This is a genomic window from Cupriavidus sp. GW822-FHT06G04 (assembly GCF_058799075.1).
This window is the reverse complement of sequence record NZ_JBXALD010000019.1, coordinates 42,202-60,589: the sequence shown is the minus strand read 5'-3', so window position 1 is coordinate 60,589 and position 18,388 is coordinate 42,202. Positions and strand designations below refer to the sequence as shown.

Here is an 18,388-nt window from a genome sequence, read left to right as displayed (position 1 = left end):
CCTCGTGTAAACACAGCAGCGCGGCTCAGCTTCCCGATTTCGCGATGATGCCCAGTTCGCAATCCACGCGCTGGTTCTGGTAGGCGTTGCGTTCCCACACGCCGCGTGCCGAGCGGTCCGTCACCGAGAACACATAGATGCCGATGAACGCCACCAGCATCGAAAACAGCGCCGGGTACTCGTAAGGATAGATGGCCGAAGCGTGCCCCAGTACCTGCACCCAGACAGTTGGGCTCAGGATGGTCATCACCACTGCCGTGAGCAGGCCCATCATGCCGCCGACTACGGCGCCGCGCGTCGTCAGGCCGCGCCAATAGATCGAAAGCAGCAGTACCGGAAAGTTGGAGCTGGCGGCAATCGAGAACGTCAGGCTGACGATGAACGCGATGGTCTGCTTCTCGAATAGGATGCCCAGCAGGATCGACAGCACTCCGAGCACCAGCGTGGTGATGCGCGAGACCCGCATCTCGTCCTTGTCCGATGCCTGCCCATTGCGGATCACCGTGGCATAGAGGTCATGCGAGATGGCCGACGAGCCCGCCAGCGTCAATCCCGCCACCACGGCCAGGATCGTGGAGAACGTCACCGCGCAGATGAAGCCGAGGAAGACATTGCCACCGACCGCATGCGCCAGATGCACCGCCACCATGTTGATGCCTCCGATGATCGCGCCGTTGCTGTTGTGGTAGAGCGGGTCCTGCGCCACCAGCGCAATGGTGCCGAATCCGATCACGATGATCAGCGCGTAGCCGGTGCCGACGATGCCGGTGGCATACAGCACGCTCTTGCGCGCCGCCTTCACGTTGTTCACCGTGAAGAAGCGCATCAGGATGTGCGGCAGGCCCGCTGTGCCGAAGATGAGCGCGAGGCCAAGGGAAACCGCCGATACCGGATCGGAGACCAGCCCACCGGGACGCATGACGGCTTCGTGCTTGCCATGCGCGGTGATCGCATGGTCGAACAGGTTATTCAGGCTGAAGCCGAAGCGGCTCATCACCATGAAGGCCATGAACGCGCAACCCGCCAGCAGCATCACGGCCTTGATGATCTGGATCCATGTGGTGGCCAGCATGCCGCCAAAGAACACGTAGACCACCATCAGCACGCCAACGAGCACCACCGCCGACGTGTAGTTGAACCCGAACAGCAGTTCCACAAGCTTGCCGGCGCCCACCATCTGCGAGACCAGATAGAGCAGCACGATGACGATCGAACTGGATGCCGAGAACGCGCGGATCGGCCGTTGCTTCAACCGATAGGAGAGCACGTCGGCCAGCGTGTATCGTCCCAGGTTACGCAGCGGCTCCGCGATCAGGAACAGGATGATGGGCCAGCTTGCGAGGAAGCCGATCGAGTAGATCAGTCCGTCGTAGCCGCTGGTGAACACCAGCGCCGAGATGCCGAGCAGCGACGCGGCGGACATGTAGTCGCCCGCAATCGCCCAGCCGTTCTGCATGGCGGTGATCTTGCCGCCTGCGGCATAGTGGTCGGCCACGCTGTTGTTGCGCCGCGCGGCCCATTTGGTGATGCCGAGCGTGGCGATGACGAACACCAGGAACATCCCAATGGCGATGACATTGAGACCGTGGCCTACGGCCGGCGTTGCCGCGAGAGCAGGGGCCGCCAACCCCATGGCGATGACGGCGCAGAAGATGCGACTCATGATGGCACTCCGTCGCGAACGTTGGCGATCATCCGGTCATAGACCGTGTTGGTGCGATAGACATAAACCGCAACCAGCGCGAACGTGAAGGCGAACATGCCGAAGCCGACAGGGATGCCGACACTCATCGGCTGACCGGAAACGAGCTGGATGGCGAGCAGGTCGGGCCGGAACGCCAGCGTCAGGATGAAGCCGAAATAGGCAATCAGCATGATCGCGGTCAGCGTCCAGGAGAAACGACGGCGCGCGCGATGCAGCTTCTGGAAATCACTGCGGGAAAGCATCGGATGCGGAACGAATGGCGGGTTCGCATCCTCGTCAGCGCCGTAGTGGATGCCTGGCGAGATGGCTTGGGGGGCGGATTGAGGCATGTTGTCTCCGTATGTTTTTGATCGGAAGGTCGGACGCACTTAAAAACGTCGCGACACGGCGGTATCGCGCATGACCGCTTCCGGCGTTCGGTAGCGCTCGGCCATTGCGCGGTCCTCGTCGCTCTTCAGTTGCGCCTGCATATAGGCGCCGAGATGCCGCGCATGCTCCACGATCGCCTGACCCACCTGAACGCGCTCAGCGCTGTAGGCTGCGAGGCCGCCTTCGATGGTTTGCGTGCTTTCCAGTGCGCGGACCAGTGCAATAGCGTCGCCAGCGGCTTTCGTGACACCCATGCCGCAGTGCGGGCGGGCCACGAAGGCGGCATCACCGAGCAAGGCGACACGGCCGAACGACATCCGCGATACGGTCAGGTCATAGATGGGTTGGAACAGCGGCTGCGCGGTGCGCGTCACGACCTCGGCGAACTGCGGCGCGAGCAGGTCGGCGGCGGCGCTTTCCATATCGGCGATCACATCGGGCCGGATGAGGCCGGGAGGAATGCCGTTCGACCAGCATTTGCCGTTGGCATCGGTCAGCAGGTTGGCCAGTTCGTCTTCGCAACTCGCCCGATACCAGACGAAATTGAAGCGGCGCTCGCCCGGTGTCGTACTGTTGTGTTCGCCGGCAACCGGATAGCCGAGAATCTGCTCCCGCGGCGGCAGGCCGAACGCGAACTTGTCGAAGATCGCGGCATGTGTGGCGGGGGAGAGGTTGCTTTCGTTGACGAGTCCGCGCCACGCGATGTAGCCCGCATAGTCGAGTTGCGCTTCGGGCAGCAGTTGCTCGCGCACGCCGGAGCGGAAGCCATCGGCGGCAATCACCATGTCAGCGCGATGCGTGGAACCATCGGCGAGCGTGACCTCGGCATGGTCGGCGTGCGAAGCGACGGACGTAACATGCGCACCAGTGCGATAGGTGCCGGTAAATGCCTTGCCGAGAACTTCGTACATCTTGCCCCAGCCCGTCAGCGTCTGCGGCATTTCCCTTTCCGAGAGGGTGCTGCCATCCTTTGCCAGTGTGATTCGCGTATTGACGGACACGCCGATGCTGTCGTCGACTTCCACACCTGCGGCCGTCAACGCTTCGAACAGTTCGGGATGCGTGACGATGCCCGCGCCACGTCCTGTGAGCGCCTCGGGCGTCCGCTCAAATATCTCGACGTTCCAACCGCTGCGCGACAACAGGTTTGCGGCGAACAATCCACCTACCGAGCCGCCAATCACGATGGCCTTGCGCTGCGAGGTTGCTACTGCGGTCATGCTGTCACTCCTGCTTGCTGCTGGGCTTGCGATGGTGGGGTGAGGCCCGCCACTTCCTCGGCCGGGTAGTTGAGTTCGACTGTGACGCCCGAGGGGTCTTCGATGAACACCTGATGCAGCCCAAGGCTGGGCACCGTGCGGTCGCGCCAGGGGATGCCTTCGATGCGAAGGGTGGTCCACATCTGGGCAACGCCGGTGGCAAGGAAGGCGATGTGGTCTATCGTTCCCGTGCCGGTGGCGGGCAACGCTTTGTCACCGAGATAGGCCGCGAGCCCCGCCGGATTGTTCGGGTCGATGCCGATGATGTGCACCGTCCCGAAATCGCGTTCGTCGTCCCCCATGTAGAGCCACGCGCCGGGAAAATCGAAAGGCGGCCGGTAGCCGCGCCGGAATCCGAGCACCCGTTCGTAGAACGCGCAAGACCGCTCCAGGTCGTTGGTGCGAATCGAGTAGTGGGCCAGTTTCGTGAGTCCCATGCTTGCCTCCTCCTGATGATTATCGAACGATAAGTGATCATGTGATAAATCATAGGGAGAACGTTGACGTTAGCCAAGCGAGGCGTGACTGGTATTTACCCTAGGCTGTGCTGATCTGGCTGGAAGGGGACATTCTGGTTTGGTCTCTACACACCAACTGTCCAGGGCGTTCTGAAATGTCCACCCTGTCCGCCCCCCCCCTGTTCACTCGTCGCGTAGCTCTGGAATACGTATTCAGTAGGCCAAAGCGGCAACGGCTCTGGCCACTGTTTGCAGCGATTGTCTGAGCGTATGCACGTCGCCGGACCCCAGCTCAAGACGTATCGCGTGCGGGATATGCTTCGACGTGGCATACGGATCAGCGGGCGACACCAGCACGTCCGCGCGCATCAGTTCTTTGCTGACCGCATCGGCGCGTACTTCCTCCGGCATCGACAACCATACGAAATACGACGTCGGATGGCGCACCGGTTTCAGGTGTCTGAGGGTCTCGGTAACAATGTCCTGCCGCTGCCGTGCGTCGATGCGTTTCTGGGCTTGGAGTCGAGTGACGGTCCCGTCTTCAAGCCAGCTACAGGCGATGGCGGTCATCACGGCGGGTGTGTGCCATGTGGTCGCGCGAATCGCGCGTTCCAGCTTTTCTATCCACTGCTGCGGACCGTGAATCATGCCCACGCGCAATCCAGTGGCTACGCTCTTCGATAGTCCCGATACGTACACGGTGCGCTCCGGCGCCAGCGCCGCGATCGGTGGCGGGGGCGCTTCCTCGAGGAAAGCGTACGCGCCGTCCTCGATAACGTTCAGGTCGTGCTTTCTGGCAATGGCTACCAGTTCGCGCCGGCGCTGCGCGGCCATCACCCATCCGAGCGGGTTGTGCAGCGTCGGCATCGCGTAGATCGCACGCACCTTGCGCCGCTTGCAGAGTTGCGCCAGAACATCGGGGTCGGGGCCTCGGCCCGCAGCAGGAATCGAGACGAGCTCGAGGTGGCAGGCTTCGGCAGCCAGCTTGAAGCCCGGATAGGTCAACGCGTCCGCGGCGGCGACATCTCCAGGTTCGAGCAAGGCCATCGCGCTCACGGTGAGTCCTTGCTGCGCGCCGCTATCCTCGCGGTAAATCCCCAATACGACAATCTACGCGGCCTCAAATGCTTCGCGCGGATTGCCGACTTGCCCCTGTGTCCCGACGTCGCGGTGGTTTGCACGCCGGCCGATACTGTGCCGGGGCTCATCTCGGAACTCGGTGCCGCAGGTTGCAGGGCGGTGATTGTGCTTTCCGCTGGATTCTCAGGCTCGGATCACGAAGCCCTGCGGCAGTCCTTGCTTGACGCGGCACACCCGCATCGTTTGCGGATCCTGGGTCCGAACTGCATTGGGTTGCTCGCGCCCGGGATCAGCCTGAACGCGAGTTTTGCACCGGGCCGCGCCATGTCCGGCAAGCTGGCATTTGTAACACAATCCGGCGCATTGGCGACCTCCGTACTTTGCGACCTCCGTACTCGACTGGGCGAGCGCCCGGAACATCGGATTTTCCCACTTCGTATCCTTAGGCGACAGTGCGGACGTGGACGTTGCAGACGCAATCGATTTTTTGTCGCGACAGATACTCGAGCGATTTTGCTCTATATCGAGGGCTGCGAAACGGAAGGAAGTTGACGCAGACCGACCGACACGCGAGATTCCAGTGCGGAGTAGCCGCACCGGACCGCCGTCAGCTGGCGTGCATGACCCAGATCGACTATGCGCGAGAGATGTGCTTCGTCGTGGAGCGTCATGATGCCAGCAATGGTACGACAGAGATCATCGGAGAATGCAGGATGGTCGCGGACCCGGACAATGTGGCAGCAGAAATCGCGATGTCCGTGCGCTCAGATTGTCAACGACAGACTACTTCCTTTGGCCATGACCGAGCGCTGATGCTCCAGGCATAGCGTCATCCAGTCGTGGCATTGCTGGAGCCAGACGTTCCCCAGATTGCCCATCAGCGTATTGAAATGTCTTGAGGCTGCAGTGTTCCGCCTCACCTGCTCGGCGATGAATTGCCACGGAAGGCTAATGGAATCGCTGCCAGTCAACCGCGCGTTCCGTGCGCCGTTGGGCATCACGTCTGGCGCGGGCCTCCTCGGCAGCGGCATCGTTCTGTGACGCACAGATTGTGCACAGAAGCTCCGTGGCGAAGATCTCCGTCCTGAGAGCGGCGCGACAGCCCGACCGGAAAATTTCGAACCCCGCATCTGCCGGATTATTCATCATCAATACCTTATTGGCTCAGCGCCTGGGACAGTGGAGTGTCTAAGCGTCTCTGGCTGCATGTCCTGTCTCACCACGAGAACGGGAACCGGAGAATGGCGTACCAACTGGTCGGCAACGCTTCCGAGCACAGCACGTGTTAGTCCCGTCTTGCCATGAGTACCAACGACGACCAGAGCCGGGCACGTATCGCGGACATACTTCAAGATTCGGCCGGCCACGTCGCCAAGGGTCGCCATATCGTCAATCAGTTGGACCGAGTGCTCGAGCTGGTTGGCATTGGCGCGCGTGGCCGCCGTCTGCAGGAGTGCATGCCCCGCGGCAGCGCGGTCGCGCCGGATTGATGAGACATCTAGCAGATGCTGATCATGCTTCAAAAAGCCGTAATCGACCACGTGCAGAATCTCGAGGCAGCACCGGCGCAGCGCGGCCTCCCGAATGCTTTCCTCGAGCGCGCGCGAGGAACATGCACTATTGTCAATGGCTACCAAGATCTTATGGGGCAGATTGCTCCTCAGTTCGAGCGCGAGGGATGCAGCAGCCAGCCACGGATTGGCTCGGCAAGCTCAGCGCTGCTATCACATCTGGGTCCGACAGGGCGCTGGCCAGGCCGCGCACGCGCATCAGCACATCGCCATGTCCGAACCACGGGGCGCGGACGGCGATGCAGGCGCGCTTGAAGTTCGCGGGCGTGCCGCCGAGGTTTTGCGCCTTGGCGCTCCAACGCGCCTTACAGCGTGCTTGGTGCGCGATATAGCGTCGCCGTAGTTCGGGGTCCATCGGGAAGAGGCCGTCGGAGGCGGGAAATTCGGGCGCGCCCAGATAGGATTCGAACCAGAATCCATAAGCACAGGCACGCATGCGGTCATCAAACGTTAAAGGGCTTATGCGCATGGCGTACCACTAGCGAACGCGGAGGTTATTGATCACCTCACTGACACCAGGCGCTGACCATGCGGCGCCTGCTGCTGCCCGGCGCTCGGCCAGTGAGTCGACCGTGCCTTCGAGCGTAACAACACCAGCGGTGGCCTTGATGTCGATGTGATGCGCCTCGCGTTCAACATGTCGACGCAGTGCCAATTCGATCTTGCCTTCGATTTCTTCCGGGACAATCTTGGGCACCACGCGGATAAGGTTGATGACACCCACCACACCACGGATATGGGTCACCGCTTTCTCTGCGGCCTTACGCTGGAATCCCCACTGAACATCCCCACGCAGGGTAATCCAGCCCTTCTCAATTTCCACTTGCAGCTGGTCACCCGGCACATGTACGTACCACTGCAGCGCGCTGCGTGCGGCTAATACGATGTCCTCATCGCCATGCTGCGCGTCGGGACGGACCTCGAGGTGGACGACGACCCCCTTGACGCCGCTCACACGCCCGGCTGCCTTCTCGGCGGCTATCTTCTCCACATAGGTCCTGACATGTCCTGACAAGGTCACGACGCCCTGACTAACTTCCACACCGATGCCGGGGGCTACGATCCGCGGATCCCAGTCGAGCTCGTCGCTAATTTGCTTCTTCAGTTCACTGTCCGTCTTCATTGTCTGCTCCTTCATATTCAATCCTGCGCCGTGCATTCCTCAGACGGCGCCGCTTTCAATGTGGGCGGGCTCCGCTCCGGAACTTTGACGTTGCACAAGGTTGCCCCAAGGGGGCGCGGAAGCGCACCCTCGTCTGCATCCCAGGGTGCAGCCACGCCCGCACAAGGAACGCGCTTAATAGATATGCGCAAAGAATTGCTGGAAGATATCGCCAGAACGCCAGGGGTGGTGTCACAAGCCGTAAAGCTGTTGCTACCGGCGAGAATGGCAGCCACAGCGCAATAATTGTCACGATGCCAGTGGTCAAGATCACGGCCAGACTCGGACGGCTTTCCACAAGGGGGACTTGACGCGTGCGGATAACGTAGATCACCAAGAGCTGGGATAGGATGGACTCGACGAACCACGCCGACTGAAACATGCTTGCCTGAGCGGCTGTCGACAGACCCCGCACAGCGAAAAGCACGCCAAACGTCGCATAGTCGAACACGGAGCTAAGCGGGCCCATCACGGCGATGTAGCGCCAAAGTGACCGGATATCCCAGGATCCCGGCGCCTGGATGGCCTCGTCGTCGACGTTGTCCGTGGGAATACTCGCTTGGGAAATGTCGTACAGCAGATTGCACGCAAGAATCTGGATGGGCGCCATGGGCAGGAATGGCAGCCAAAGACTGGCGCCCAGCACGCTGAATACGTTGCCAAAATTGGAGCTTGCCGCCATACGAAGATACTTGACGAGGTTGGCGAACACGCGGCGGCCTTCCATTACGCCGTCGTGCAGGACGAGCAGGCTCTTCTCGAGCAGAATGATGTGGGCGGATTCCTTGGCGATATCCGTTCCGGTATCTACCGAGATCCCCACATCGGCGGACTTGAGCGCCGGGCCGTCGTTGATGCCATCGCCCAGTACGCCAACGACATGGCCGCGCGAGCGTAAGGCACGCACCAGTGCTGCCTTGTGTTCTGGTGTCAGTTTGGCAAAGACCGTCCCGTGCTCCGCGAGGTCTACAAGGGATCGGCTGCCGAGGTCATCGATGTCGCGCCCCAGGACAACCGCTTCGCATTTTCCAGTCCGACGAGTTGGCAGACATGCCGGGCGATGTCGGGGCTGTCGCCCGTCAGCACCTTGACCGTGATCCCACTTGCTTTAAGTGCGCGCAACGCGGGCGCGGCGCTGTCCTTCGGAAGAATCGACAAAGGCCACGAACCCGGCAAGGGTCAGGTGGCGCTCGACTCAGGGCACTGGCCTCGCGGATGTATTAGCTTATAAAGATCCTCACTTTATCCGTCGAGATTTCAGCTTGCTGATGCGTAATTCTCCGTGGGTACCAGCACATAAGCATTGAACATGGAGTTGCCCCTGTAACTTAGGACACTCGAACACCGTTAGGTTGATGACGCAGCAGCCCTTCTGAACTCGCGGGGCGGGCGGTATTTCAGGGCTTTGTGCGGGTGACGCTCGTTGTAATGCTCAAATGCAACAGCCAGACGCGAGAGCGCCGTTGGTGCGTCAGGCTTGTCCATATAGGCGACGTAGTTGTGCTTCATGGTCTTCACGAACGATTCGGCCATGCCATTGCTCTGCGGTGAACGTACCGGCGTAGTCAGCGGCTCCAGGCCCAGTTCGCGAGCGAAGCTGCGCGTGCGGTGGTAGATGTAGGCCGAGCCGTTGTCCGTAAGCCATTCGATGGGCTGCAGGGCATGCGTGGTGCCGAAGCGCTGTACGATGGCAGCCAGCATGACGTCGCGCACCACGTCCCCGCTATGGCCGCCAGTCGTTGCCGCCCAGCTAATCGCTTCTCGGTCGCAGCAATCCAGTGCGAAGGTCATGCGCAGCGGCGTGCCGTCGTCGCACCGGAACTCGAATCCGTCGGAGCACCAGCGGCTATTGCTCCTGTCCACGGCCACGCGGCCGTCGTGCCGCGGCCTGTCCTTGCGCACGCCAGGCCGGCGCAGCAGCAACTCATGTTCGCGCATGAGGCGATACACGCGTTTGCGGTTGATGCACGGCGCGCAGGCCTGTTCCCGGCTGCGCCGCAGCAGCGCCCAGATGCGCCGGTAGCCGTAGGTGGGCAGGTGCGCGACGTGGGCCTGGATTTCTTCGACCAGTTCCGTGTCATCAGTCACTCTAGCGCTGCGGCCATCTTGCCAATCGGACGGACGAACCCGTTTCACCGCCACACCGGAGCGCGCCACGCCGAGAACTTCGCAGACCGTTTTCAATGGTCGTCCCCCGGCAGCAAGGGCGAGCGCGCAATCAGGTTTTTTGAGCGGCCCCACTCAACCGCCTCCTTCAGGATCTCGACTTCCATCGTCTTCTTCCCAAGCAGGCGCTGCAGCTCCTTGATTTCCTTGATCGCGGCGGCCAGCTCCGATGCCGGGACTACAGTTTCGCCAGCTTGCACCGCTGCCAGACTGCCTTCCTGGTATTGCTTGCGCCAGCCGAACACCTGGTTCGGATTCACGCCATGCCGCCGGGCCACGGCAGACACCGAGGCGCCAAGGGCCAGCATCTCCTGCACGATAGCGACCTTTTCCTGCGCCGTGCGCCGACGACGGCGCTCCGGCTCGGTCAGAATGTCGATGGGTTCCACCTAATGACTAGGCTTACTGATAGGCACAAGACTATCCTTTATTTTAAAGAGAGTCCTCGTATCCTCAGTTACGTGGGGCCGCTCCAGGACTTTCACACGACAATCCCCCAGCCTCATGGGAATAGACGGACATGTGCTCCAATATCGTCAATGCGACGACGGCCGCCGAAAATGGGGCTCTAAATGGATCGCTCCACCGGTGCTAAGCGATTGCTGGTAGGTGGATCGAAAATATAATTTGTCCGTTCTCAGCATTTCGAACCTTGGCATCTCCCCCGTGCAGCTTTGCAATCGCGTTCACAATAGCCAGCCCGAGGCCACTTCCGCCGGTCACACCTGACCGCGAATTATCAGCCCGGTAAAAACGATCAAATAGGCGCGGTAATTCGTCGCTCGGAACAGGATCGCCATCATTTGCCACCTCCAGCACGGTAAAGCAGACGCCATCAGCTATGTCCTCATACGAGCGAAGTATAATCTCACTGCCTGGTCTGGCATGGCGCACTGCGTTTTGCACAAGATTGGCTAGCGCACGCCGCAGTAGCTGAGGCTCTGCCCACACTTGCGTATCGCCTTCTTGTTTTAGCAATACACCTTGTTCCTCGGCCAGGTCAGTGAAATAGTCAATCTGTCGGGACATTTCATCGGCTGCCGACAGCGATTGACGAGGCCACTCACTTGGAGCGACTCCATGCTCAGTGCGTGCGAGGAATAGCAAACTGTCAACCGTTCGATTCAGGCGCTCTAGCTCGTCGAGTTGTGCCTCCTGCAGCCGTACGTACTCGGCTTCTGTTCGGGGCTGGCTGAGTATGACTTGGCTTTGACCAGTCATAGTTGCCAACGGCGTGCGCAACTCGTGAGACAGGTCAGCGGCGAACTGATTCAGTTTGACATAGCCCTGCTCGATACGACTGAGCATGCCATTGATGCCCTGCACCAAGGAACGAAGCTCAGGTGGCACGTCTGACTCGTGCATCCGCTGTCCGAGATTGCTGGGTCCGATGCTCGCGGCCTGAGCGCACAAGCGCCGTAAAGGGGAGAGTCCTTGCCAAATCATCAGAATCACAAGAACTGCGGCAAAGCCACCGGCGCCCAAGCTGGCGGCAGCGATCCTAAACCGATAATCTGCGAGGAGTTTCTGGCGGTCCGGGTAGAGCCTCGCGACGCGAACCTCAACCTCTTCAGTGCCTAGCCGTGCCAGCCCATTGATTCCCGCCGCCGGAATGCCTGGTGCCACCGTCCAGTGTCGCGCAGTTCCGGTTCTTTTTGAATCTCCAGCGGGGCATGCGTTGCTAAAGGGAGACCAGAAGGATTGATCGACAGTAAGAGTTGGGCGCGTTTGTCTGGCGACGCAAAGATCTCTATCAGTGCGTTGCTTTCCCCGCTCATCGTGTCACGTAAGTAGTCTGCCTGAGTATAAAGCAGGGCAGGGGTACCGCTGTGGCTGAGAACTTGCCGAAGCTGGCGTAGCTTGCCCAGCAGTTGCACGTCGTCACGACGCAGTAGTTGCTGCTCAAATGAAAGGTAAAGGTGTGCACCTAACAAGGCACAGGAGACGGCGGCAACAAGCGCTCCTGAGATGCCAAGACGTGCACTCAGTGGCCAACGTCTGCTCATTGCCGTAGCTCGCATATGTAGCCCATGCCACGTACGGCATGGATCAACCGCCCGGGAACGGGGTCATTGATGCGCATCCGCAGGCGCCTGATCGCTACGTCGACCACGTTGGTATCGCTATCAAAATTCATGTCCCAAACGTGAGATGCAATTTCTCCTCGCGAGAGCACTTCGCCCTGGCGCCGCATGAGCAGATGTAGCAAGGAAAACTCTCGGACACTAAGAGAAAGCCGGTGACCAGCCCGCGTTACAGTGCGCGCTCGGACATCCAGACGTAGATCATCGAGCGTCAGTACATCGTCTTCGCGCAGTGGGCCACGCCGTAGCAGTGTGCGGATCCGCGCCAATAGCTCGGAAAACGCGAATGGCTTCACCAGATAGTCGTCTGCCCCAAGTTCAAGCCCATGGACCCGATCGCAGAGAGCGTCTTTGGCGCTGAGAAACAGCACTGGGATCTGTTTGCCTACGGAGGTGTCACGTAATCGACGCAGCACTGTCCAGCCATCGATGCCAGGCAGCATCACATCCAACACGATCAGCTCGTATAACTGCTCGCAAGCCATATGCAGGCCTGTGTGTCCATCGCGCGCAAGGTCCACAATGAAGCCTGCCTCGCTGAGGCCCTGCTTCAGGTAGTTACCTGCGCGAGGTTCGTCTTCTATTACCAGAATGCGCACTCTGTTCCCCTTGTCTGAATCGCAATATCATGCCCGAGGAGCCAGGCGAGCTCGATGACAAAGATGTCATCGATTGGTCAGCGCGTGGATAGCGCCCAATTGGTAGAGTGTCCGAATGAAACTCTATCATGTCTCTTCTTTGATGCTCATGGTTCTGCTTGCTAAGGTCGCCATTGCGGACACGGCATTGGACCTGGAGGCGTCGGAGCGTGCCGCTCAACTCGCCAGGTCCGCCTGCGGGCGTCTTGGACGATCGGTTGCAGTCGCGGTCGTCGACGCAAGCGGCCAAACCTTACTTGCATCCCGAAGCCCTGATGTGGGACCGCACAACTTGGAGGCTGCGCGACGCAAAGCCTATACGGCGTTGTCGACCAAGCAATCGACGCTGGCACTAGGGCGTCTGGCACGTAGCCGGCCTGATACGGCCGCGCTCGAATACCTCCCGGAGTTGCTTCTGCTTGGCGGAGGCGTGCCTGTCCGACACGATGATCGCGTGATCGGTGCCGTCGGTGTGGCGGGCGGAGGAGGGCCCGAGAACGATGACGCTTGCGCGCAAGAAGCAGCGTCATCCCTGTTCGATGTTCGTTGATCTCTTTATGACTTCAGGAGAAAAAATGTCGCTACTAAGTTTCTTTCGCACCTTGGTTGGGTTGTACGTGGCTGTCTTTGCCTTGATCGCTTCGGCGTCTGAACCTAATCCCCTGAGCGTTCATGTGCTGGATTTGCAGACAGGTAAGCCCAGTCCCGGTATTCGCGTAGATCTCGAGCGGAAGCTCGCAGCAGGCAATTGGGAGGCCATTGGTAGCGCGCTAACGGACGAGCAGGGCCGGGTACGTGCACTCGTTCCCGCTTCTGCCATGAGCCAGTGGGTGGCCGGCGAGTACCGGGTCATATTCCGCACAGGTGAGTTCTATGCCCGCACGAAGCAGCCAACGTTCTTTCCAGAGATTCCCGTCGTGATCCAAGTCCAAGACACTCATCAGCACTATCACGTGCCATTGCTGCTCAGTCCGTTTGGCTACTCGACATATCGCGGCAATTAACGACGAATTGTCGTGCTTCTTGATCCCGACATCAACACGATGATTTCGGGAAGCCTTCGGTGCTCCTCGAGATACCCGTGAGATGACCATTCAGGGAAAACGTGATCACCGGTTTCGGCGAGAAGATGATCACCCAGTTGTTGGGCATCTCCGATGCGTCGCTTCAAAGAAGAACTTCAATCCGGCGATCGCGGCATTGGGCGAAAGCCGGATGATACCAAGATCGCCCAGATAGAGTTGATAGCTCATGCTTCGTCGCACTGTTACGCCCACACTGCTCAGCGCGACTGTCATGGCGTCGCTGTGTCGGGCTATACGTATCTTCGCCATGAAGCCCTGATAGGTGGTGAACAATTCCGCGAAAGACTAGGCTGGAAACGATTCCTGTGTCACCCCCGGTCGATTTTCAAGCCATCGTCGAGCGCATGGCCGCGCGGTAGACAATCCTAGCGTGGTCGCCACGCAGAAAACTGCCGCACCTCTTCTCGACAATATTGATCCAGTTGACCCCTCCTTCAGTTCTTCAAGCGTCAGCGCGACGTTGACCCGGGGGACCCGCGCAATCGTTTGGCATGCCGAGCCCCGTAGGAGTGCTTCTCGACTAGGTCGAGTCCGGTGCGCCGGAGGCTGCCAGCGGACTCAGACAGGGGGTAGTCACGCATGCGTAGATTGGGAAGACTGCAACGGTGACCGCGGCAGTCGCCGAGTCCACGGCGCGACAACGCCCGTATCACTGTTTCCTTGTCTCAACGCCTCGACAGTGGTGCGGGCGAGTTGAATCTTTGTTAGCAGTGCAGTTAGGGTCAATAGTTTCTAGAAATCTCAAAGATAGTTTCTATTCATTTTTCAAATGAATGAGGTTTCTGTAGGATCCGCCCGTTGTCCAAGCTAGATAGAGTCAGGAAGAGAGCCGTCGCGAGCGCCGAATCGGCCTTCCCTTCTGGCCGCGTCCTTGCGGCTTGGATGGCGGTCGCTCTATCGGGCTACTCATTGCCTACCGGAACAAACGACTACCAAAAATGCGATCGGGTCCAACGGAAATGAATTTTCAGCAATTGACCGTAAAAACAAAGCTCGCCGCAAGCTTTGGCTTATTGGCAATAATGGTGTTGGTGGTTTCTGGCTTGTCCCTGAAATCACTGAATGATGCGAATGGCCGCTTCGCGAACTATGTGGCGGGCGTCAATGCACGTGCCAACATGGCCGCAAAGGTGCGCACTGCCGTCGACCGACGCGCGATCGCGGCGCGCAATCTGCTGCTGGTTACGAAGGCATCCGACATCGAACTTGAGAAGGCTGAGGTAATGAGGGCGCACGTGGATGTCCAGGCCCGCCTAAAACAGCTTAACGACATGATGGCAGCCGCAGCGGACGCTGCGCTGCTGGCCCGTGACATGGTGGCGCAGATTAATCGCACCGAGCAGGTGTACGGACCAGTGGCGCTGGGAATCGTCGAGGCTGCCCTAAACAACCGGCGCGACGAGGCGATTTCGATGCTCAACGACAGGTGCCGGCCCATCTTGCGGGATCTGGTCAAGGCAACGAACGACTACGCACAGTACACAGAAGGCCTCGCCGCCCAAATCGTCCAGAACGCCGAGGAGCGCTCTTCCTCGCAGCGCAACCTGCTGATTGCGATCTGTATCTCATCGCTGCTCGCCGCCGTAGCTGCGGGAATCGTGATCACGCGAGACTTGATCCGCACCCTAGGGGCCGAACCCGCGGCGCTGAACGAGGTCACACAGCGAATCGCCGGCGGCGACCTGAGTCCGATTCCAGGCGTCCGGCAGGCGCCGCGAGGCAGCGTGATGGCGGCTATGGGCGAGATGCAGGCGCGCCTCGTACAACTTATCGGCGAGGTGCACTCATCTGCAAACAATATCGCGGCTGGTTCGAACCAGATCGCGGCCGGCAACGTCGACCTCTCGTCACGTACGGAACGGCAGGCGAGTTCGCTCCAAGAGACCGCGTTGAGCATGGAGGCACTGACCTCGACCGTGCAACAGAATGCCGACAACGCGCAGCAGGCGAGCGGGCTGGCGACGAACGCTTCCGAGGTTTCCCAACGCGGCGGCACCGTGGTCGGTCAGGTCGTGAATACCATGGGCGAGATCAGCCAGAGCTCGACGAAGATCGCTGACATCATCGGAATGATTGAAGGCATCGCATTCCAGACGAACATTCTTGCACTGAACGCCGCCGTGGAAGCGGCGCGCGCTGGCGAGCAGGGTCGCGGTTTTGCGGTGGTTGCGGGAGAAGTGCGAAGCCTTGCGCAGCGCTCATCAAGTGCAGCCAAAGAGATCAAGGATCTGATAACCGCATCGGTAGAGAAGATTCAGCAGGGCTCGGTGCTGGCAGCGGATGCGGGCAAAACCATCTCCGAGGTGACACATGCAGTTGCGCGCGTGACCGACATTATGGGCGAGATCGCCGCGGCTTCGCAGGAGCAGAGCCGGGGGATTTCACAGATCAATGAGGCCATCACGGAACTGGACGAGGTCACCCAGCAGAACGCTGCACTGGTAGAGCAGGCGGCCGCGGCCGCCCAGTCGCTGCAGGAGCAGACCACGAGGATGATGGCCGATGTGAGCTTCTTCAAACTTGGCGGCGAGACTAGGTCTTCGTACAGGGGAGGACCGCAGCCGACCCTGAAGAGCCCTTCTGTCTAACCCGGAGCGAACAGACAAGGCCTTTATCCAACGGAAGTCGATAACTCAGTCGTCAGCAGGAGTTCCCGATCTGCGCAAGTTTTTCCGAGATCTCGCCAAGAATGCGCAAGACAATAAGTGGATCTCCAGCAACGCGTGTCTCCCCGACCTGACTCGTCGATTGGGGGCGCTACGGCGGAACTGCATGCGGCTTCTTTGGTGTGCTGCGGAGCACCGTGTTTGAAAGGTGGGTGGAGCGCACGCTCGCGCTGCCGGCACGCCGGCGGGCCACGCTCAGGGCAACGGCGACAGCCGCTCAATCATCCTCCAGCCCCCGCTCTGCAACTCGTCCTTCATCAGCGCGGCAATCTCGCGGCGTCTGGCATCGTCCATGCGGGAGCGGATGGCACCGACGCTGATCGCCGCATAGGTGCCAGGCGTTACCTGAAAGGCCATGCCTACGCCACTGACGCCTGCAGCCACGAGGTTGTCCGTGCTCGCATAGCCGCGCTGGCGGATGTGGCCCACGTGCTTGCGCAGCAGAGACAGCGATCGTCGCTCGGCTGGCAGTTCGTCGACATGGCGTGCATGGAAGGCTTCAAGCTCCGCATCGGTCAGCGTTGAGAGCAGGGCCGTGCCGGCCGACCCGACGCCAAGCAGCCGCAAGCCGCCCACCTGAAGCACCAGCGCCTTGATCGGGAACGCGCCCTGTTCGTAGTGGACACAGTGCGCGTAATCGCCATTCCGGATCACCAGATACACGGTGTCTTCCGTGCGGCGCGCGATACGGATCATGGTGGGCCGGCAGCGCTCCATGATCGGCACGCGGCTCATGGTAGCCAAGCCTAGCTGCATGGACTCCAACCCGAGCCGGTACAGTTTGGCTTCGTCCCGCGCCACCATGCCGCTCTGCACAAGCGAACTCAGCAGCCGGTACGTGGTGGCGCGGTCCAGCCCGGTTGCTGCCACTAGCGACGCGAGTGAAATGCCCTTCTCGTGGTTCAGCCCCACGAGCTTGAGCAGGTCGATGGCGCGAAATACCGCCTGGGCACCCTTGGCGATACGTGCCGGCTTTTCGCGCTGCGTTTCAACATTCACAATATGAACTCCGGAAAGGCCTGAATGCTGCAACAGATTGCCATATCGGCTATCGCGGCGCGATGGTGTCCACATTATGAACGAAACGGCATGCGCTGTTTTGCCTCCGCTGACCGGCGTGAAGATACTGTGTCCAGATCGTACAACGACACCGAACTACCAGGAGACACCATGCCCCGCGCCCAGCGCTTCGCTCTAGCCTGCCTCGCCTTGCTGGCCCCTTTCGGCGCGACCGCGCAACCTGATAACTACCCCGCCCGGCCAGTCAAGATTCTGGTGGGTTACCCACCGGGCGGCGCGTCTGACACGATCAGCCGGATCATCGGGCAGGAACTGTCCAAGCTCAACGGCCAATCGTTCGTAACCGAGAATCGTCCGGGCGTGGGCGGCATGCTCGCCATGCAACTGGTGGCCAAGGCCCCGGCGGATGGCTACACGTTGGGTCTCGCGGTCAGTGGCACGCTAACCACTGGGCCGCATCTGCAGTCCACGAAGCTGTACGACCCGCTGACCGACTTCCAGCCGCTGGGCATGGTGGCCAAGGCGCCGATGGTATTGCTGGCTGGTCCGGCTGCCGGCTACGACAATGTCGAGGCGGTGGTACGGGATGCAAGGGCCCGCCCCGGCCAGGTGATGTTCGCGTCTGGGGCTCAGGCGTTCGAGCTTGCGCTGCAGTTGTTCAAGTCGAAGACCAATATCGATATCACCACGGTTTCCTATCAGGGCGGCGCGCCGGCTTCGATCGATGTGATGTCGGGCCGTGCGCAACTGATGGTCGATACGCTTGGCGCGCAGCAGGAGAACATCAAGGCTGGCAAGCTCAAGGCCCTGGCGGTGCTCGACAGCACGCGCTCGCCGATCGCACCGACCGTGCCGACCATGGCCGAAGCAGGCGTGACGGGTTATGAAGCGCTCGGCTGGACCGCGCTCGTGGCGCCCCGGGGCACGCCATCGGCTGTGGTCAACAAGCTCAACGGCCAGTTGCAAGAGGTGCTCAAGATGCCGCAGGTCAAGCAGAAGCTCGATGCACTGGCCTTCGAGCCGTGGCCCAGCACGCCGCAGGCAATGCAGAAGACCGTATCGGCCGAATACGCCAAATGGGGCGAGGTGGTACGCACTTCGGGCATGAACGCGAAATAGTCTCCG

The 18,388-nt window shown here is 60.4% G+C and carries 19 protein-coding genes and 2 pseudogenes; 7 read left to right on the top strand and 14 right to left on the bottom strand.

What is annotated here, in order from left to right:
• Positions 1–25: 25 nt before the first annotated feature.
• From AC1RKI_RS28545 to AC1RKI_RS28525, 5 genes and pseudogenes are all read right to left on the bottom strand, one after another.
• Entirely contained in the window at positions 26–1,663 is a 1,638-nt protein-coding gene (locus AC1RKI_RS28545; RefSeq protein WP_227461599.1) for a cation acetate symporter, read from the bottom strand.
• The gene (locus AC1RKI_RS28540; protein WP_227461598.1) at positions 1,660–2,034 is read right to left on the bottom strand and encodes a DUF485 domain-containing protein; all 375 of its coding nucleotides are present in this window, start codon (positions 2,032–2,034) and stop codon (positions 1,660–1,662) included. Before AC1RKI_RS28540 ends, AC1RKI_RS28545 begins: the two co-directional genes overlap by 4 nt.
• Positions 2,035–2,073: 39 nt before the next feature.
• Positions 2,074–3,294 (bottom strand): FAD binding domain-containing protein, encoded by a 1,221-nt coding sequence (locus tag AC1RKI_RS28535; RefSeq protein ID WP_227461597.1) that lies wholly within the window; start codon positions 3,292–3,294, stop codon positions 2,074–2,076.
• Positions 3,291–3,770: a VOC family protein gene (locus AC1RKI_RS28530; protein ID WP_227461596.1), complete on the bottom strand. Its 480-nt coding sequence runs from the start codon at positions 3,768–3,770 to the stop codon at positions 3,291–3,293. Before AC1RKI_RS28530 ends, AC1RKI_RS28535 begins: the two co-directional genes overlap by 4 nt.
• 234 nt (positions 3,771–4,004) lie before the next feature.
• Positions 4,005–4,871: pseudogene (locus AC1RKI_RS28525) on the bottom strand (aminotransferase-like domain-containing protein); the annotation flags it as partial.
• Here AC1RKI_RS28525 and AC1RKI_RS28520 point away from each other — a divergent pair.
• The 3 genes and pseudogenes from AC1RKI_RS28520 to AC1RKI_RS28510 form a co-directional block, all read left to right on the top strand.
• Positions 4,755–5,090, top strand: a pseudogene (locus AC1RKI_RS28520) (CoA-binding protein); the annotation flags it as partial. The pseudogenes AC1RKI_RS28525 and AC1RKI_RS28520 overlap by 117 nt on opposite strands.
• Before the next feature lie 199 nt (positions 5,091–5,289).
• Entirely contained in the window at positions 5,290–5,544 is a 255-nt protein-coding gene (locus AC1RKI_RS28515) for a hypothetical protein (protein ID WP_341248816.1), read from the top strand.
• Complete coding sequence (locus tag AC1RKI_RS28510) at positions 5,492–5,698, top strand: GNAT family N-acetyltransferase (protein ID WP_227461612.1); 207 nt, start codon at positions 5,492–5,494, stop codon at positions 5,696–5,698. The genes AC1RKI_RS28515 and AC1RKI_RS28510 overlap by 53 nt, the downstream gene beginning before the upstream one ends.
• Positions 5,699–6,019: 321 nt before the next feature.
• On the opposite strand, the gene AC1RKI_RS28505 is transcribed toward AC1RKI_RS28510, so the two are convergent.
• The 8 genes from AC1RKI_RS28505 to AC1RKI_RS28470 all read right to left on the bottom strand — a co-directional run bounded on the left by AC1RKI_RS28505 (position 6,020) and on the right by AC1RKI_RS28470 (position 12,453).
• Complete coding sequence (locus AC1RKI_RS28505; RefSeq protein WP_227461595.1) at positions 6,020–6,508, bottom strand: universal stress protein; 489 nt, start codon at positions 6,506–6,508, stop codon at positions 6,020–6,022.
• 412 nt (positions 6,509–6,920) lie between these two features.
• Positions 6,921–7,565, bottom strand: coding sequence for a BON domain-containing protein (locus AC1RKI_RS28500; protein WP_227461611.1), 645 nt, complete (start codon positions 7,563–7,565; stop codon positions 6,921–6,923).
• A gap of 55 nt (positions 7,566–7,620) precedes the next feature.
• The gene (locus AC1RKI_RS28495) at positions 7,621–8,601 is read right to left on the bottom strand and encodes an HAD-IC family P-type ATPase (RefSeq protein WP_338127476.1); all 981 of its coding nucleotides are present in this window, start codon (positions 8,599–8,601) and stop codon (positions 7,621–7,623) included.
• Positions 8,571–8,762 (bottom strand): HAD family hydrolase, encoded by a 192-nt coding sequence (locus tag AC1RKI_RS28490; RefSeq protein WP_492798205.1) that lies wholly within the window; start codon positions 8,760–8,762, stop codon positions 8,571–8,573. Before AC1RKI_RS28490 ends, AC1RKI_RS28495 begins: the two co-directional genes overlap by 31 nt.
• A 189-nt stretch (positions 8,763–8,951) precedes the next feature.
• Positions 8,952–10,150, bottom strand: a protein-coding gene (locus AC1RKI_RS28485; protein ID WP_227461610.1) for an IS3 family transposase whose coding sequence is annotated in 2 segments (ribosomal slippage) — positions 8,952–9,835 and positions 9,835–10,150 — 1,200 coding nt in all. Because the reading frame shifts where the segments join, the coding sequence is not laid out codon by codon here.
• Positions 10,151–10,361: 211 nt separating this feature from the next.
• On the bottom strand, positions 10,362–11,396 hold the full coding sequence (locus AC1RKI_RS28480) for a heavy metal sensor histidine kinase (RefSeq protein WP_492798206.1): 1,035 nt from the start codon (positions 11,394–11,396) through the stop codon (positions 10,362–10,364).
• The gene (locus tag AC1RKI_RS28475; RefSeq protein ID WP_492798208.1) at positions 11,348–11,776 is read right to left on the bottom strand and encodes a hypothetical protein; all 429 of its coding nucleotides are present in this window, start codon (positions 11,774–11,776) and stop codon (positions 11,348–11,350) included. The genes AC1RKI_RS28480 and AC1RKI_RS28475 overlap by 49 nt, the downstream gene beginning before the upstream one ends.
• On the bottom strand, positions 11,773–12,453 hold the full coding sequence (locus tag AC1RKI_RS28470) for a heavy metal response regulator transcription factor (RefSeq protein ID WP_227461592.1): 681 nt from the start codon (positions 12,451–12,453) through the stop codon (positions 11,773–11,775). Before AC1RKI_RS28470 ends, AC1RKI_RS28475 begins: the two co-directional genes overlap by 4 nt.
• A gap of 115 nt (positions 12,454–12,568) precedes the next feature.
• Here AC1RKI_RS28470 and AC1RKI_RS28465 point away from each other — a divergent pair, with 115 nt between their 5' ends.
• The 3 genes from AC1RKI_RS28465 (at position 12,569) to AC1RKI_RS28455 (ending at position 16,165) form a co-directional block, all read left to right on the top strand.
• Entirely contained in the window at positions 12,569–13,042 is a 474-nt protein-coding gene (locus AC1RKI_RS28465; RefSeq protein ID WP_227461591.1) for a heme-binding protein, read from the top strand.
• Positions 12,993–13,496, top strand: a complete 504-nt coding sequence (gene uraH / locus AC1RKI_RS28460; protein WP_227461590.1) for a hydroxyisourate hydrolase — start codon at positions 12,993–12,995, stop codon at positions 13,494–13,496. The genes AC1RKI_RS28465 and uraH overlap by 50 nt, the downstream gene beginning before the upstream one ends.
• Before the next feature lie 1,040 nt (positions 13,497–14,536).
• Entirely contained in the window at positions 14,537–16,165 is a 1,629-nt protein-coding gene (locus tag AC1RKI_RS28455) for a methyl-accepting chemotaxis protein (protein WP_227461589.1), read from the top strand.
• A 273-nt stretch (positions 16,166–16,438) separates the two neighbouring features.
• On the opposite strand, the gene AC1RKI_RS28450 is transcribed toward AC1RKI_RS28455, so the two are convergent.
• Positions 16,439–17,242, bottom strand: a complete 804-nt coding sequence (locus AC1RKI_RS28450) for an IclR family transcriptional regulator (RefSeq protein ID WP_227461588.1) — start codon at positions 17,240–17,242, stop codon at positions 16,439–16,441.
• A 171-nt stretch (positions 17,243–17,413) separates the two neighbouring features.
• On the opposite strand from AC1RKI_RS28450, the gene AC1RKI_RS28445 reads away from it, so the two are divergent.
• Entirely contained in the window at positions 17,414–18,382 is a 969-nt protein-coding gene (locus AC1RKI_RS28445) for a Bug family tripartite tricarboxylate transporter substrate binding protein (RefSeq protein WP_227461587.1), read from the top strand.
• Positions 18,383–18,388 lie beyond the last annotated feature (6 nt).